Source organism: Citrobacter sp. Cb023, from assembly GCF_030336805.1.
Classification (GTDB): Bacteria; Pseudomonadota; Gammaproteobacteria; order Enterobacterales; family Enterobacteriaceae; genus Citrobacter; species Citrobacter braakii.
This window is the reverse complement of sequence record NZ_JAOWCV010000031.1, coordinates 1-15187: the sequence shown is the minus strand read 5'-3', so window position 1 is coordinate 15187 and position 15187 is coordinate 1. Positions and strand designations below refer to the sequence as shown.

Below are 15187 nucleotides of genomic sequence, written 5' to 3'. Positions count from 1 at the left end.
TAGCAGATGGCTAAACAACCGGGATTAGATTTTCAAAGTGCCAAAGGTGGCTTAGGCGAGCTGAAACGCAGACTGCTGTTTGTAATCGGCGCGCTGATTGTGTTCCGTATTGGCTCTTTCATTCCGATCCCTGGTATTGATGCCGCTGTACTTGCCAAACTGCTTGAGCAACAGCGAGGCACCATCATTGAAATGTTTAACATGTTCTCTGGTGGTGCTCTCAGCCGTGCTTCTATCTTTGCTCTGGGGATCATGCCGTATATTTCGGCGTCGATTATTATCCAGCTGCTGACGGTGGTTCATCCAACGCTGGCAGAAATTAAGAAAGAAGGGGAGTCTGGTCGTCGTAAGATCAGCCAGTACACCCGCTACGGTACTCTGGTGCTGGCAATATTCCAGTCGATCGGTATTGCTACCGGTCTGCCGAATATGCCTGGTATGCAGGGCCTGGTAATGAATCCAGGCTTTGCATTCTATTTCACCGCTGTTGTAAGTCTGGTTACAGGGACGATGTTCCTGATGTGGTTGGGCGAACAGATTACTGAACGTGGTATCGGCAACGGTATCTCAATCATTATCTTCGCCGGTATTGTCGCGGGACTCCCGCCAGCCATTGCCCATACTATCGAGCAAGCGCGTCAAGGCGACCTGCACTTCCTCGTGTTGCTGTTGGTTGCAGTATTAGTATTTGCAGTGACGTTCTTTGTTGTATTTGTTGAGCGTGGTCAACGCCGCATTGTGGTAAACTACGCGAAACGTCAGCAAGGTCGTCGTGTCTATGCTGCACAGAGCACACATTTACCGCTGAAAGTGAATATGGCGGGGGTAATCCCGGCAATCTTCGCTTCCAGTATTATTCTGTTCCCAGCGACCATCGCGTCATGGTTCGGGGGCGGGACTGGTTGGAACTGGCTGACAACAATTTCGCTGTATTTGCAGCCTGGGCAACCGCTTTATGTGTTACTCTATGCGTCTGCAATCATATTCTTCTGTTTCTTCTACACGGCGTTGGTTTTCAACCCGCGTGAAACAGCAGATAACCTGAAGAAGTCCGGTGCATTTGTACCAGGAATTCGTCCGGGAGAGCAAACGGCGAAGTATATCGATAAAGTAATGACCCGCCTGACTCTGGTTGGTGCGCTCTACATTACCTTTATCTGCCTGATCCCGGAGTTCATGCGTGATGCAATGAAAGTACCGTTCTACTTCGGTGGGACCTCACTGCTTATCGTTGTTGTCGTGATTATGGACTTTATGGCTCAAGTGCAAACTCTGATGATGTCAAGTCAGTACGAGTCTGCATTGAAGAAGGCGAATCTGAAAGGCTACGGCCGTTAACAGTCGCCCGAGAAGTTACGGAGAGTAAAAATGAAAGTTCGTGCTTCCGTCAAGAAATTATGCCGTAACTGCAAAATCGTTAAGCGTGATGGTGTCATCCGTGTGATTTGCAGTGCCGAGCCGAAGCATAAACAGCGCCAAGGCTGATTTATTCGCATATTTTTCTTGCAAAGTTGGGTTGAGCTGGCTAGATTAGCCAGCCAATCTTTTGTATGTCTGTGCGTTTCCATTTGAGTATCCTGAAAACGGGCTTTTCAGCATGGTGCGTACATATTAAATAGTAGGAGTGCATAGTGGCCCGTATAGCAGGCATTAACATTCCTGATCAGAAACATGCTGTGATCGCATTAACTTCGATCTACGGCGTCGGCAAGACCCGTTCTAAAGCCATTCTGGCTGCCGCGGGTATCGCTGAAGATGTTAAGATCAGTGAGCTGTCTGAAGAACAAATCGACACGCTGCGTGACGAAGTTGCCAAATTTGTCGTTGAAGGTGATCTGCGCCGTGAAGTTAGCATGAGCATCAAGCGCCTTATGGACCTTGGTTGCTATCGCGGTTTGCGTCATCGTCGTGGTCTCCCGGTTCGCGGTCAGCGTACCAAGACCAACGCACGTACCCGTAAGGGTCCGCGCAAACCGATCAAGAAATAATCGGGGTGATTGAATAATGGCAAAGGCACCAATTCGTGCACGTAAACGTGTAAGAAAACAAGTCTCTGACGGCGTGGCTCATATCCATGCTTCTTTTAACAACACCATCGTTACCATTACTGATCGTCAGGGTAACGCACTGGGTTGGGCAACAGCCGGTGGTTCCGGTTTCCGTGGTTCTCGCAAATCCACTCCGTTTGCAGCTCAGGTTGCAGCAGAGCGTTGCGCTGAAGCCGTAAAAGAATACGGTATCAAGAATCTGGAAGTTATGGTCAAAGGACCGGGTCCAGGTCGCGAATCTACTGTTCGTGCTCTGAACGCCGCTGGTTTCCGCATCACTAATATTACTGATGTGACTCCGATCCCTCATAACGGTTGTCGTCCGCCGAAAAAACGTCGCGTATAACGCTGTCGTTTCTAGGATTGTTGGAGAAAGAAAATGGCAAGATATTTGGGTCCTAAGCTCAAGCTGAGCCGTCGTGAGGGCACTGACTTATTCCTTAAGTCTGGCGTTCGCGCGATCGATACCAAGTGTAAAATTGAACAAGCTCCTGGCCAGCACGGTGCGCGTAAACCGCGTCTGTCTGACTATGGTGTGCAGTTGCGTGAAAAGCAAAAAGTTCGCCGTATCTACGGTGTGCTGGAGCGTCAGTTCCGTAACTACTACAAAGAAGCAGCACGTCTGAAAGGCAACACCGGTGAAAACCTGTTGGGTCTGCTGGAAGGTCGTCTGGACAACGTTGTATACCGTATGGGCTTCGGTGCCACTCGTGCAGAAGCACGTCAGCTGGTCAGCCATAAAGCAATTATGGTAAACGGTCGTGTTGTTAACATCGCTTCTTATCAGGTTAGTCCGAATGACGTTGTTAGCATTCGTGAGAAAGCGAAGAAGCAGTCTCGCGTGAAAGCCGCTCTGGAGCTGGCTGAGCAGCGTGAAAAGCCAACCTGGCTGGAAGTTGATGCTGGCAAGATGGAAGGTACGTTCAAGCGTAAGCCGGAGCGTTCTGATCTGTCTGCGGACATTAACGAACACCTGATCGTCGAGCTTTACTCCAAGTAAAGCTTAGTACCAAAGAGAGGACACAATGCAGGGTTCTGTGACAGAGTTTCTAAAACCGCGCCTGGTAGATATCGAGCAAGTGAGTTCGACGCACGCCAAGGTGACCCTTGAGCCTTTAGAGCGTGGCTTTGGCCATACTTTGGGTAACGCACTGCGCCGTATTCTGCTCTCATCGATGCCGGGTTGCGCGGTGACCGAGGTTGAGATTGATGGTGTACTACATGAGTACAGCACCAAAGAAGGCGTTCAGGAAGATATCCTGGAAATCCTGCTCAACCTGAAAGGGCTGGCGGTGAGAGTTCAGGGTAAAGATGACGTTATTCTTACCTTGAATAAATCTGGCATTGGCCCTGTGACTGCAGCCGACATTACCCATGATGGTGATGTCGAAATCGTCAAGCCACAGCACGTGATCTGCCACCTGACCGATGAGAATGCATCTATTAGCATGCGTATCAAAGTTCAGCGCGGTCGTGGTTATGTGCCGGCTTCTACCCGAATTCATTCGGAAGAAGATGAGCGCCCAATCGGCCGTCTGCTGGTCGACGCATGCTACAGCCCTGTAGAGCGTATTGCCTACAATGTTGAAGCAGCGCGTGTAGAACAGCGTACCGACCTGGACAAGCTGGTCATCGAAATGGAAACCAACGGCACAATCGATCCTGAAGAGGCGATTCGTCGTGCGGCAACCATTCTGGCTGAACAACTTGAAGCTTTCGTTGACTTACGTGATGTACGTCAGCCGGAAGTTAAAGAAGAGAAACCAGAATTCGATCCGATCCTGCTGCGCCCTGTTGACGATCTGGAATTGACTGTCCGCTCTGCTAACTGCCTCAAAGCAGAAGCTATCCACTATATCGGTGATCTGGTACAGCGTACTGAGGTTGAGCTTCTTAAGACGCCTAACCTTGGTAAAAAATCTCTTACTGAGATTAAAGACGTGCTGGCTTCCCGTGGACTGTCTCTGGGCATGCGCCTGGAAAACTGGCCACCGGCAAGCATCGCTGACGAGTAACCGGATCACAGGTTAAGGTTTTACTGAGAAGGATAAGGTCATGCGCCATCGTAAGAGTGGTCGTCAACTGAACCGCAACAGCAGCCATCGCCAGGCTATGTTCCGCAATATGGCAGGTTCACTGGTTCGTCATGAAATCATCAAGACGACTCTGCCGAAAGCGAAAGAGCTGCGTCGCGTAGTTGAGCCGCTGATTACTCTTGCCAAGACTGATAGCGTAGCTAATCGTCGTCTGGCATTCGCCCGCACTCGTGATAACGAGATCGTGGCAAAACTGTTTAACGAACTGGGCCCGCGTTTCGCGAGCCGCGCCGGTGGTTACACTCGCATTCTGAAGTGTGGTTTCCGTGCAGGCGACAACGCGCCGATGGCATACATCGAGCTGGTTGATCGTTCAGAGAAAACAGAAGCTGCTGCAGAGTAATCTGTAGTAACGTAAAAAAACCCGCCTCGGCGGGTTTTTTTATATCCGTCATATCCCCACTTACCTACAATATCTGTACTCTTTTTGTTCATCACTGGAGTGTTGTATGTGGTTACTGGACCAGTGGGCAGAGCGCCATATTACTGATGCGCAGTCTAAAGGTGAGTTTGATGGTTTGCCTGGTACAGGAGAACCGTTGGTTCTTGACGATGATTCCCACATTCCGCCGGAACTTCGAGCCGGATTCCGTTTATTAAAAAATGCGGGATGTCTTCCTCCTGAGCTTGAGCAGCGCAGAGAGGCAATACAACTGCTTGAAATACTTGCAGGGATCCGCAAAGATGATCCCCATTATCAGGAAGTGAGTCGAAGACTGTCACTACTGGAACTGAAACTTCGGCAGGCTGGACTCAGCACCGAGTTTTTACACGGTGAATACGCAGATAAGCTGCTGCAGAAGATCAACGACGAATAGCGGAGATAGCATGTACCGTATTGGTGAATTAGCGAAACTGGCTGACGTGACGCCTGATACTATCCGCTACTATGAAAAGCAGCAGATGATGGAACATGAAATACGTACAGAAGGCGGGTTTCGTCTCTATACGGAAAGCGATCTTCAGCGTCTAAAGTTTATTCGCTATGCCCGTCAGCTTGGTTTCACTCTGGAATCGATCCGCGAACTGCTTTCGATCCGCATCGATCCCGAACACCATACCTGCCAGGAATCAAAAGGGATCGTCCAGGAAAGATTGCAGGAAGTGGAAGCGAGAATAGCTGAGCTTCAGGCGATGCAACGGTCGCTGCAGCGATTGAATGACGCGTGTTGTGGTAAGGCACACAGCAGCGTGTACTGCTCTATCCTTGAAGCACTTGAGCAAGGCGCCAGTGGATCACCATCAGGCTGTTGATTTATTGCACGGTCAGATCTACACTCGCGGCGTAAATTACGACAACCGGAGGTATCATGAGTCGTTATCAGCACACTAAAGGGCAGATAAAAGATAACGCCATTGAGGCGCTTCTACATGACCCACTGTTCAGGCAGCGCGTTGAGAAAAATAAGAAAGGGAAAGGAAGTTATCTACGTAAAGGTAAACATGGTAATCGGGGTAACTGGGAGGCCAGTGGCAAGAAAGTCATTCACTTTTTTACCACTGGCCTTCTTGTTTCAGTGAGTGCTTAAGAGCGGTTATTCTGTTCTTTCAGCAGGTCACGAATTTCACTCAGCAATACTTCTTCTTTCGATGGCGCCGGCGGTGCTGCTGGCTCTTCCGCTTTTTTACGGTTCAGTTTGTTGATCAGCTTGATTGCCATAAAGATAGCAAACGCAACAATAACGAAATCAAAGATATTCTGAATAAATACACCGTAATGCATAACGACTGCAGGGATATCTCCCTGTGCATCACGTAGTGTTAAAGCAAACTGTTTAAAATCAATTCCACCAATTAACAACCCCAGCGGCGGCATGATGATATCGGCAACCAGTGATGAAACTATCTTCCCAAATGCCGCACCAATAATGACACCTACTGCCAAATCGACAACATTCCCGCGCATCGCGAATTCGCGAAATTCTTTAATAATGCTCATCTTATTCTCCCTATGCAGCTGACGTTTATAAGTTTAACAAATGTTTAGGCAATTTCCATTTATGTATTGCCTAAATAGAAATTTATTAAACCATGAAAAATAAAGGGAAATAATTTAGGCGCAGTTTCAGCGCCCAAATTATTACAGGAAGAACGGACTTGGCTGGAATAGTCGCTCGACGTCGGTAATAAACTTTTTATCTGTCAGGAACATAATTACGTGATCGCCCTGTTCAATACGCAGGTTATCATTGGCAATCATCACATCGTTACCACGCACAACGGCGCCAATAATGGTTCCTGGTGGAAGTTTAATTTCATCAATTGAGCGACCCACAACCCGTGACGTCGTTTCATCACCGTGTGCAACGGCTTCAATGGCTTCCGCGACGCCACGGCGCAGTGAAGATACACCAACAATATCCGCTTTACGCACATGACTGAGCAGCGCAGAGATGGTTGCCTGCTGCGGTGAAATCGCAATATCGATCACGCTGCCTTGCACCAGATCGACGTATGCTCTGCGTTGGATCAACACCATCACTTTCTTGGCGCCCATCCGTTTGGCAAGCATCGCCGACATGATATTCGCTTCATCATCGTTGGTTACCGCAATGAACAGATCAACCTGATCGATATGTTCTTCCGCCAGCAGCTCTTGATCCGAGGCATCACCAAAAAAGACGATCGTATTTTGCAGTTTCTCTGCAAGCTCGGATGCGCGCTGTTGATTACGTTCAATCAGTTTGACGCTGTAATCTTTTTCTAGTCGCCGTGCCAGCCCCGCGCCAATATTCCCACCGCCCACTAACATAATGCGTTTGTAAGGCTTTTCCAGACGCTGTAATTCGCTCATTACGGCGCGAATATGCTGCGAGGCCGCGATGAAGAAAACTTCATCACCCGCTTCAACAATGGTAGAACCTTGCGGACGGATCGGTCGGTCATGACGGAAAATCGCCGCAACGCGGGTATCGATGTGCGGCATATGCTCACGCATTGTCGACAGCGCATTACCAATCAGCGGCCCACCGTAATAGGCTTTCACCACGGCCAGGCTGACTTTTCCTTCGGCAAAATTCACTACCTGCAATGCGCCCGGATATTCAATCAGGCGATAAATGCTATCGATAACCAGTTGCTCAGGCGCAATCAGGTGATCGATAGGCACCGCATCAGATTGAAATAGCTTGTCCGCATCACGAACGTAATCCGGTGAACGAATACGAGCGATACGATTAGGCGTGTTAAACAGTGAATAAGCTACCTGGCAGGCAACCATATTTGTTTCATCTGAGCTGGTTACGGCAACCAGCATATCGGCATCGTCAGCACCGGCTTCACGTAGAACGCGGGGATGCGAACCATGCCCTTGCACGACACGGAGATCAAACTTGTCCTGCAGGCTACGCAGGCGCTCACCATTGGTATCGACTACCGTGATATCGTTGTTCTCTCCGACCAGGTTTTCAGCCAGCGTACCGCCAACTTGCCCTGCGCCCAGAATGATAATTTTCATCAGTCGCGACCCGTTATCTCATCACTTTTTGATTAGCTTAGCGTAAAAGAAGCCATCACCATCTTCCGCACTCGGTAAATTCTGATGTCCAGGTTTTTCCGGCGTACCAGTGACGCTTAATACCGCATCTGGCGTGCGCGCAAGGAAGGCGGCAATTTGCTGTTGGTTTTCTTCTGGCAGGATAGAGCAGGTTGCATAAACCAGCGTGCCGCCAGGTTTAAGATGTGGCCAGGTTGCATTCAGGATTTCAGCCTGCAACTGGGCAAGTTCAGCAATATCCCGGTCGCGACGCAGCCATTTGATATCCGGATGGCGACGGATCACTCCGGTGGCAGAACACGGAGCGTCCAGCAAAATACGGTCAAACTGTTGTTCACCGCACCACTGCTGTGGATAGCGGCCATCACCCTGTTTTACGGTTGCCTTCATACCCAGACGTTTTAGATTGTCGAAAACGCGCGATAAGCGTTTTTCATCAACATCGACAGCCATTACGTTAGCGTGCGGAGCAACTTCCAGAATGTGAGTGGTTTTGCCCCCCGGCGCACAGCATAGGTCGAGGATCTGTTCACCGTCCTCCGGCAACAGATAGTTTATGCATCCTTGAGCGGAAGCATCCTGGACGGTTACCCAGCCTTCATCAAAACCAGGGAGGGCGTGCACAGGAGCTGGCGTTTCCAGACGCACTGCATCCGGGTAATCTGGATGCGGGAAACCGGTTAATCCCGCTTCGGTCAGCAGGTCCAGCCAGGCATCGCGCGTATGATGGTTACGATTGACACGTAACCACATCGGCGGTCGCTGGTTATTGGCTTCAAGAATGGCTTCCCACTGCTGCGGATAAGCGGTCTTAATACGTTTCACCAGCCAGGAGGGGTGTAAGAAACGTAAATCGCTTTGAGAGAATTCAGCCAGTAGCTCTTCTTGACGGCGCTGAAACTGGCGCAGCACGCCGTTGATCAGCCCTTTAAGCTGCGGACGCTTAATAACGACTGCGCCTTCTACGGTCTCTGCCAAAGCAGCATGCGGTGGAATACGAGTATGCAGCAGTTGGTAGAAGCCCACCATGATCAGATAGTGAACAGTGCGCTGTTTGCCCGTCATTGGACGTTCCATCAACTGCTGGATCATCCACTCCAGTTGGGAGAGTGTACGCAACACGCCGAAGCAAAGCTCCTGCAACAGTGCTTTGTCTTTATCGGCAACTTTTTGCTGCATGGCGGGCAGCACGTTGCTTAATGATTGTCCCTTTTCGACAACCTGTTCGACGGCCTGGGCCGCCATACTGCGTAAATTAAGATGTTTTTTCATAAGCGCAAAAATAAAAATGCCCGGAGATACCGGGCTTAAAGAGATGAACCGTCATACCAGACGGTTACCGGGTACAAACCATTCCCGGCGCGAATTAAGCAGATCCTGCGCGCTCATGGCTTTTTTACCGGCAGGTTGCAAAGAGACGAGATTCAGGATGCCGTCGCCCGTTGCGACCTGGATACCCTGTTTTGTCGCCTCAAGAATAGTGCCTGGTGCGGCCTGTGTGTTCGCTGTAATAACCGTAGCTTGCCAGACTTTCACTGGCTGGCCGTCGATTTCAAGCCAGCTCATTGGCCACGGGTTAAAGGCGCGGATGCAGCGTTCCAACTGAGCGGCTGAAAGCGACCAGTCGATACGGGCCTCTTCTTTGCTGAGTTTTTCTGCATGCGTAACCAGTGATTCATCTTGTACAACGGGTTTTATGGTGCCAGCCGCCAGCTGTTTTAGCGTTTCAATCAGCCCCTGAGGTCCTAAATCTGCCAGCTTATCGTATAACGAACCGCTGGTATCTTCTGCAGTTATCGGGCAGGACAGCTTAAGCAACATATCACCGGTGTCGAGGCCAACATCCATCTGCATGATGGTCACACCAGTTTCGGCGTCGCCTGCCCACAGTGAGCGCTGGATTGGGGCTGCGCCACGCCAGCGTGGAAGCAGGGAACCGTGAACGTTGATACAACCCAGACGCGGCATTTCCAGTACGGCTTTTGGCAGTATCAGGCCATATGCTACCACTACCATCACGTCTGCGCGTAAATCAGCAACCAGCTGCTGGTTTTCCTGAGGACGAAGAGAGACGGGTTGGAAAACCGGTATCCCTTTTTCTTCCGCCAGCACTTTTACCGGGCTGGGCATCAGCTTTTTACCGCGTCCCGCCGGACGGTCCGGTTGGGTAAACACGCCAACGACGTTATGTCCAGAAGACAACAGCGCGTCGAGATGACGCGCTGCAAAGTCAGGTGTACCCGCAAAAATAATACGTAGTGAGTCTGACACGTTGATTCTTGTCCTTAAGCTCGGGCGTTCAAGCGGTCGAGTTTTTCAACTTTCTGACGAATGCGTTGTTGCTTCAACGGAGACAGATAATCGATAAACAGTTTACCGACCAGGTGATCCATTTCATGTTGAATGCAGATAGCCAGCAGGCCATCGGCTTCCAGTTCAAAAGATTTGCCGTTGCGATCGAGCGCACGAATTTTTACTTTCTCTGCGCGCGGTACTAACGCACGCTGTTCGGGGATAGACAGGCAGCCTTCTTCAATACCTGTTTCGCCGTCTTTTTCCAGCAGCTCTGGGTTAATGAGTACCAACTGCTCGTCGCGATTTTCAGAGACATCAATAACAATGATGCGCTGATGAATATCGACCTGAGTTGCTGCCAGACCGATACCTTCTTCGGCGTACATCGTTTCGAACATATCATCAACGATACGCTGAATTTCTGCATTCACTTCTTCGACCGGTTTTGCGACTTTGCGAAGGCGCTCGTCCGGAATATGTAACACTTGCAAAACTGACATAGTTATCCAGAGTTGTGTTCAGGAGTTGAAAAGATTATTACCTCTATTCTAGACAAAACCCCCTCTGATTGACAGCATCAGTGACCAATCGCAAAGATTGCCAGGACTGCTTGTGGCAGGGGAACAGGGATGACCAAAATCGAGATTTGGCTACGTTTAGCACAAGTGAATGAACTGTATGGTGATGAGATGGTGCGCGTTGCCCACTGGCTCAATACTCAGCCGTGTATTAACAACGTGGTACTTCATCATGCTGGACTCTCTCCCCGCCAGGCCCGGCGCTTTTTAACCTTTCCAGATCAGACGCTGGAAAAAACGCTGCGCTGGCTTGAACAGTCCAACCATCATTTTGTGGTTGCCGACAGCGAGCATTATCCGGCACAGCTCCGTGCAATTGAGGATTATCCTGGGGTGCTTTTTGTTGCAGGAAATCCCATATGCCTTAGCTCGTTTCAGGTTGCCGTCGTCGGTAGCCGACAGCACTCATGGTATGGCGAACGCTGGGGGCGGCTGTTTTGTGAAAAGCTTGCAGCATGCGGTGTGACGATCACCAGCGGCCTGGCCCGGGGGATTGATGGTGTGGCGCACAATGCTGCGATAAACCGAGAGGGCACGAGTATTGCGGTGCTGGGAAATGGGCTTGAGACCATTCATCCACGACAGCATGTCCGTCTGGCTAAACGACTGATTGAGGCTGGAGGCGCACTGGTGTCTGAGTTCCCATTAGATACGCTTCCTTTGCCGCGCAATTTTCCCCGACGAAATCGCATTATTAGTGGTCTAAGTAAAGGAGTCCTGGTTGTAGAAGCTGCTCAGCGTAGCGGGTCACTGGTCACTGCGCGTTGCGCACTGGAACAAGGGCGGGAGGTTTTTGCGTTGCCTGGACCGATTGGGAGTCCGGGAAGTGAAGGTCCACATTGGCTTATTCAGCAGGGAGCCACGCTTGTGACGGCCCCAGAAGAAATTCTGGAAAATTTGCAATATGGGCTGCAATGGTTGCCAGATGAACCTGAAAAATCAATTTATTCGCCAGATCACGAAGAGGTGGCATTGCCATTTCCGGAGCTCCTGGCTAACGTAGGAGATGAGGTAACACCTGTTGACGTCGTCGCTGAACGTGCCGGCCAACCTGTGCCAGAGGTAGTGGCTCAACTGCTCGAACTGGAGTTAGCAGGATGGATCGCAGCTGTACCCGGCGGCTATGTCCGATTGAGGAGGGCATGCCATGTTCGACGTACTAATGTATTTGTTTGAGACATATATCCATAACGAAGCTGAGCTGCGTGTGGATCAGGACAAACTGGAACGGGATCTTACCGACGCTGGTTTTGATCGTGAAGACATCTACAACGCGTTACTTTGGCTGGAAAAGCTTGCTGATTATCAGGATGGTCTTGCCGAACCTATGCAGCTGGCATCCGATCCTCTTTCTATACGTATTTATACCGCAGAAGAGTGTGATCGACTGGATGCAAGCTGTAGAGGGTTCCTGCTATTCCTGGAACAGATTCAGGTGCTAAACCTCGAAACACGAGAAATGGTCATTGAGCGCGTACTCGCGCTGGATACGGCAGAGTTCGATCTGGAAGATCTGAAGTGGGTGATCCTGATGGTGCTTTTCAATATTCCAGGTTGTGAAAATGCCTATCAGCAAATGGAAGAATTACTCTTTGAAGTGAATGAAGGTATGCTGCATTAATCAATCTTCATTCAGTATGAGTTGTTATGGCTAAATCAGCACTGTTTACGGTGCGTAAAAACGAGCCCTGCCCACAATGTGGGGCTGAACTGGTTATTCGTTCCGGGAAACACGGTCCGTTTCTCGGTTGTTCACACTATCCAGAATGCGATTACATCCGTCCGCTGAAATCTTCCGCGGACGGACATATTGTCAAAGTTCTGGAGGGTAAGCTTTGTCCTGCATGTGGCGCCGAGCTGGTGCTGAGACAGGGAAGATTCGGGATGTTTATTGGATGCAGCGATTATCCAACATGTGAACACACCGAACTTATCGACAAGCCAGATGAAACAGCAATAGTTTGTCCTCAATGCCAGACTGGCCACCTGGTCCAGCGGCGTTCCCGTTATGGCAAAACGTTTTACTCCTGCGATCGCTATCCGGAGTGCCAGTTTGTCATTAACTTCAAACCGTTAGCCGGAGAGTGTCCTGAGTGCCATTATCCGCTACTCATCGAAAAGAAAACCGCGCAGGGTGTGAAGCATTTCTGTGCCAGTAAACAATGTGGAAAGCCGTTCTCGGCGGAATAAAAAAGTGAATAATAACCTGCCCACAGGCCCTATCGCTGCTGCGATAGCGGTTCTGAAACAAGAAAAAGTCATCGCCTATCCAACAGAAGCTGTATTTGGTGTCGGCTGCGATCCCGACAGCGAAACGGCTGTTACCCGTCTGTTGGCGCTAAAACAACGCCCAGTCGATAAAGGCTTAATTTTGATTGCGGCAAATTTTGACCAGCTCAAGCCCTATATTGACGATAGCACGCTTTCAGATGCTCAACGTGAGGCTGTGTTCGCTCGCTGGCCTGGTCCTGTCACCTTCGTTTTCCCTGCGCCCGCGACTACGCCTCGTTGGTTGACCGGTCGTTTTGACTCGCTGGCCGTGCGAGTCACCGATCATCCGCTGGTGGTTGCATTGTGCCAGGCTTATGGCAAACCGTTAGTCTCCACCAGTGCTAATTTGAGTGGCTTACCGCCTTGCAGAACGGTAGAGGAAGTCCGCACGCAGTTTGGTACAGACTTTCCCGTAGTTGAAGGGGAGACCGGAGGGCGTTTGAATCCTTCGGAGATCCGTGATGCTCTGACCGGTGAACAGTTTCGACAGGGGTAATATGAAAGAAGCCTATGCTGTTTTTGGTAATCCGATAGCGCACAGTAAATCGCCCTTTATTCATCAGCAATTTGCAGAGCAGTTGAAAATTGAACATTCCTATGGACGTGTACTGGCACCTATCAATGATTTTGTGAATACGCTGAATGCCTTTTTTGCTGAAGGCGGGAAGGGGGCAAATGTCACTGTGCCTTTTAAGGAAGAGGCGTTTGCGCGTGCCGATGAATTAACGGAGCGGGCATCGCTTGCTGGAGCGGTCAACACTCTTAAACGACTTGAGGATGGGCGTTTACTGGGAGATAACACGGATGGTATCGGCTTATTAAGCGATCTTGAACGTTTATCTTTCATTCGCCCCGGATCGCGGGTTCTGTTGATTGGTGCCGGTGGCGCATCCCGTGGGGTTTTATTACCTCTTCTTTCTCTGGATTGTGCGGTAACCATCGTTAACCGTACTGCTTCGCGCGCAGAAGAACTGGCACAAATCTTCTCCCATACCGGCAGCGTGCAGGCGGTGGGTATGGACGAGCTTGATAATTACAGTTTTGATTTAATTATTAATGCGACATCCAGCGGAATTAGCGGTGAGGTACCAGCCATTCCGACATCGCTTATTCACTCCTCTGTCTATTGCTATGACATGTTTTATCAGCAAGGAAATACACCGTTCCTTTCCTGGTGTGCTGAACATGGGGCGAAACAGTATGCCGATGGTCTGGGGATGCTGGTGGGACAAGCAGCGCACGCCGTTTTACTCTGGCATGGTGTATTGCCACAGATTGAGCCCGTCATCAAAAGCATGCAACAGGAAATGTCGGCATGAATCAGGCGATCCAGTTTCCCGATCGAGAAGAATGGCGGACGGATATTAGCGCTGTTGTTTTCCCGGCGTTGGTCCATGGTATGCAGTTAACATGCGCTATATCAGGGGAGACGTTGGCGTCCCGCTTTGGCGGCTGCACGCCTGAACAATGGCTGGAAACCTTTCAACAGCATCGCTGGGACCTGGAAGAAGAGGCCGAAGCATTGATCCAGGACCAGCAGGAAGACTCTCAGGGTTGGGTTTGGTTACTCTGATTTAAATACTCATCTTTCCATTTAACGTAGTTGTTAGCAGAGTATTTTAAGCCTGCTTTCTCTTCGTCACTTAATGGACGGATTTGTTTAACCGGGCTACCCAGGTACAGATATCCACTCTCCAGGCGTTTGTTTTGCGGCACCAGGCTTCCTGCCCCAATCATAACGTCGTCTTCTACCACTACGCCGTCCAGTAAAATTGATCCCATACCGACCAATACGCGGTTGCCAATGATGCAGCCGTGTAGCATGACTTTATGACCGACCGTCACATCCTCACCCACGATCAATGGATTACCTTGCGGATTAGATGTGGATTTATGTGTGACATGGAGAACGCTGCCGTCCTGAATGTTTGTACGGGCGCCGATTTGTACATAGTTGACGTCGCCACGAATCGCAACCAACGGCCAAATCCCGACGTCATCAGCCAAACGAGTATCACCAATGACGACGCTACTGGTGTCGATCATCACGCGTTTTCCGATCTGTGGGAAAAGATCCTTATAAGGACGTAATACATCAGACATGTTTACCTCAATGAAAATAGAGCAGTAATGAAGACTTTGGTTGGATTATTGAGACTGTGCAAGTGATTTAGCTATCAAAAATCAGCCAAATTGCGCAGGAATATAGCGAAAGGGGTGAAAAACAAGCACTCAGCAAAAAAGATCCAAAAAATACTTGTGCTAAAAAATGGGATCCCTATAATGCGCCTCCATCGACACGGCGGATGTGAATCACTTCACGCAAACAGCCGGTTCGGTTGAAGAGAAAAACCTGAAAATGAGGGTTGACTCTGAAAGAGGAAAGCGTAATATACGCCACCT

Annotated in this window: 22 protein-coding genes; 16 read left to right on the top strand and 6 right to left on the bottom strand. The window is 49.9% G+C overall.

The window, feature by feature from the left end; all coding sequences use genetic code 11:
- The first annotated feature begins 6 nt into the window (after nucleotides 1-6).
- The 10 genes from secY to arfA all read left to right on the top strand — a co-directional run bounded on the left by secY (nucleotide 7) and on the right by arfA (nucleotide 5673).
- Nucleotides 7-1338: a preprotein translocase subunit SecY gene (gene secY, locus OGW44_RS06275; RefSeq protein WP_001118864.1), complete on the top strand. Its 1332-nt coding sequence runs from the start codon at nucleotides 7-9 to the stop codon at nucleotides 1336-1338.
- Between the two features lie 30 nt (nucleotides 1339-1368).
- The gene (gene rpmJ / locus OGW44_RS06270) at nucleotides 1369-1485 is read left to right on the top strand and encodes a 50S ribosomal protein L36 (RefSeq protein ID WP_000868187.1); all 117 of its coding nucleotides are present in this window, start codon (nucleotides 1369-1371) and stop codon (nucleotides 1483-1485) included.
- Between the two features lie 146 nt (nucleotides 1486-1631).
- Nucleotides 1632-1988 (top strand): 30S ribosomal protein S13, encoded by a 357-nt coding sequence (gene rpsM / locus OGW44_RS06265; protein WP_003031135.1) that lies wholly within the window; start codon nucleotides 1632-1634, stop codon nucleotides 1986-1988.
- A gap of 16 nt (nucleotides 1989-2004) precedes the next feature.
- Nucleotides 2005-2394, top strand: coding sequence for a 30S ribosomal protein S11 (gene rpsK / locus OGW44_RS06260; protein WP_003031137.1), 390 nt, complete (start codon nucleotides 2005-2007; stop codon nucleotides 2392-2394).
- A 33-nt stretch (nucleotides 2395-2427) separates the two neighbouring features.
- Nucleotides 2428-3048: a 30S ribosomal protein S4 gene (gene rpsD / locus OGW44_RS06255; protein ID WP_003031138.1), complete on the top strand. Its 621-nt coding sequence runs from the start codon at nucleotides 2428-2430 to the stop codon at nucleotides 3046-3048.
- 25 nt (nucleotides 3049-3073) lie between these two features.
- Nucleotides 3074-4063, top strand: coding sequence for a DNA-directed RNA polymerase subunit alpha (locus OGW44_RS06250; RefSeq protein ID WP_003031139.1), 990 nt, complete (start codon nucleotides 3074-3076; stop codon nucleotides 4061-4063).
- A 40-nt stretch (nucleotides 4064-4103) separates the two neighbouring features.
- Nucleotides 4104-4487 carry a 50S ribosomal protein L17 gene (gene rplQ / locus OGW44_RS06245; protein WP_001216370.1) on the top strand — a complete coding sequence of 128 codons (384 nt, stop codon included), beginning with the start codon at nucleotides 4104-4106 and terminating at the stop codon, nucleotides 4485-4487.
- Nucleotides 4488-4593: 106 nt separating this feature from the next.
- Entirely contained in the window at nucleotides 4594-4962 is a 369-nt protein-coding gene (locus OGW44_RS06240; protein WP_019078178.1) for a DnaJ family domain-containing protein, read from the top strand.
- A gap of 10 nt (nucleotides 4963-4972) precedes the next feature.
- Entirely contained in the window at nucleotides 4973-5398 is a 426-nt protein-coding gene (gene zntR / locus OGW44_RS06235; protein WP_016154744.1) for a Zn(2+)-responsive transcriptional regulator, read from the top strand.
- Nucleotides 5399-5454: 56 nt separating this feature from the next.
- Nucleotides 5455-5673: an alternative ribosome-rescue factor ArfA gene (gene arfA, locus OGW44_RS06230; protein WP_016157605.1), complete on the top strand. Its 219-nt coding sequence runs from the start codon at nucleotides 5455-5457 to the stop codon at nucleotides 5671-5673.
- Here the strand turns inward: arfA and mscL are convergent.
- From mscL to def, 5 genes are all read right to left on the bottom strand, one after another.
- Nucleotides 5670-6083 (bottom strand): large-conductance mechanosensitive channel protein MscL, encoded by a 414-nt coding sequence (gene mscL, locus OGW44_RS06225; RefSeq protein ID WP_016154742.1) that lies wholly within the window; start codon nucleotides 6081-6083, stop codon nucleotides 5670-5672. The two genes, arfA and mscL, sit on opposite strands and share 4 nt — an antisense overlap.
- Nucleotides 6084-6224: 141 nt before the next feature.
- A complete protein-coding gene (gene trkA, locus OGW44_RS06220) occupies nucleotides 6225-7601 on the bottom strand; it encodes a Trk system potassium transporter TrkA (protein ID WP_003031153.1) in 1377 nt (458 codons plus the stop codon).
- 21 nt (nucleotides 7602-7622) lie between these two features.
- A complete protein-coding gene (gene rsmB, locus OGW44_RS06215) occupies nucleotides 7623-8912 on the bottom strand; it encodes a 16S rRNA (cytosine(967)-C(5))-methyltransferase RsmB (RefSeq protein WP_049270589.1) in 1290 nt (429 codons plus the stop codon).
- 51 nt (nucleotides 8913-8963) lie between these two features.
- Complete coding sequence (gene fmt / locus OGW44_RS06210; RefSeq protein ID WP_047501513.1) at nucleotides 8964-9911, bottom strand: methionyl-tRNA formyltransferase; 948 nt, start codon at nucleotides 9909-9911, stop codon at nucleotides 8964-8966.
- 14 nt (nucleotides 9912-9925) lie between these two features.
- Complete coding sequence (gene def / locus OGW44_RS06205) at nucleotides 9926-10435, bottom strand: peptide deformylase (protein WP_003031159.1); 510 nt, start codon at nucleotides 10433-10435, stop codon at nucleotides 9926-9928.
- Nucleotides 10436-10564: 129 nt separating this feature from the next.
- On the opposite strand from def, the gene dprA reads away from it, so the two are divergent.
- Genes dprA through OGW44_RS06175 form a run of 6 tightly spaced genes read left to right on the top strand, consistent with a single transcriptional unit; the run spans nucleotide 10565 to nucleotide 14357 of the window.
- Entirely contained in the window at nucleotides 10565-11689 is a 1125-nt protein-coding gene (gene dprA / locus OGW44_RS06200; RefSeq protein ID WP_185655142.1) for a DNA-protecting protein DprA, read from the top strand.
- On the top strand, nucleotides 11661-12134 hold the full coding sequence (smg, locus tag OGW44_RS06195; RefSeq protein ID WP_003031162.1) for a DUF494 family protein Smg: 474 nt from the start codon (nucleotides 11661-11663) through the stop codon (nucleotides 12132-12134). Before dprA ends, smg begins: the two co-directional genes overlap by 29 nt.
- A gap of 26 nt (nucleotides 12135-12160) precedes the next feature.
- Nucleotides 12161-12703 (top strand): DNA topoisomerase family protein, encoded by a 543-nt coding sequence (locus OGW44_RS06190; protein ID WP_016154737.1) that lies wholly within the window; start codon nucleotides 12161-12163, stop codon nucleotides 12701-12703.
- A 4-nt stretch (nucleotides 12704-12707) separates the two neighbouring features.
- Complete coding sequence (gene tsaC / locus OGW44_RS06185) at nucleotides 12708-13280, top strand: L-threonylcarbamoyladenylate synthase type 1 TsaC (RefSeq protein ID WP_185655143.1); 573 nt, start codon at nucleotides 12708-12710, stop codon at nucleotides 13278-13280.
- Between the two features lies 1 nt (nucleotide 13281).
- A complete protein-coding gene (gene aroE, locus OGW44_RS06180; RefSeq protein WP_049041676.1) occupies nucleotides 13282-14103 on the top strand; it encodes a shikimate dehydrogenase in 822 nt (273 codons plus the stop codon).
- The gene (locus OGW44_RS06175) at nucleotides 14100-14357 is read left to right on the top strand and encodes a DUF1488 family protein (RefSeq protein ID WP_047414940.1); all 258 of its coding nucleotides are present in this window, start codon (nucleotides 14100-14102) and stop codon (nucleotides 14355-14357) included. The genes aroE and OGW44_RS06175 overlap by 4 nt, the downstream gene beginning before the upstream one ends.
- Here the strand turns inward: OGW44_RS06175 and OGW44_RS06170 are convergent.
- Nucleotides 14333-14887: a gamma carbonic anhydrase family protein gene (locus tag OGW44_RS06170; RefSeq protein ID WP_046274602.1), complete on the bottom strand. Its 555-nt coding sequence runs from the start codon at nucleotides 14885-14887 to the stop codon at nucleotides 14333-14335. The two genes, OGW44_RS06175 and OGW44_RS06170, sit on opposite strands and share 25 nt — an antisense overlap.
- Nucleotides 14888-15187: the final 300 nt, after the last annotated feature.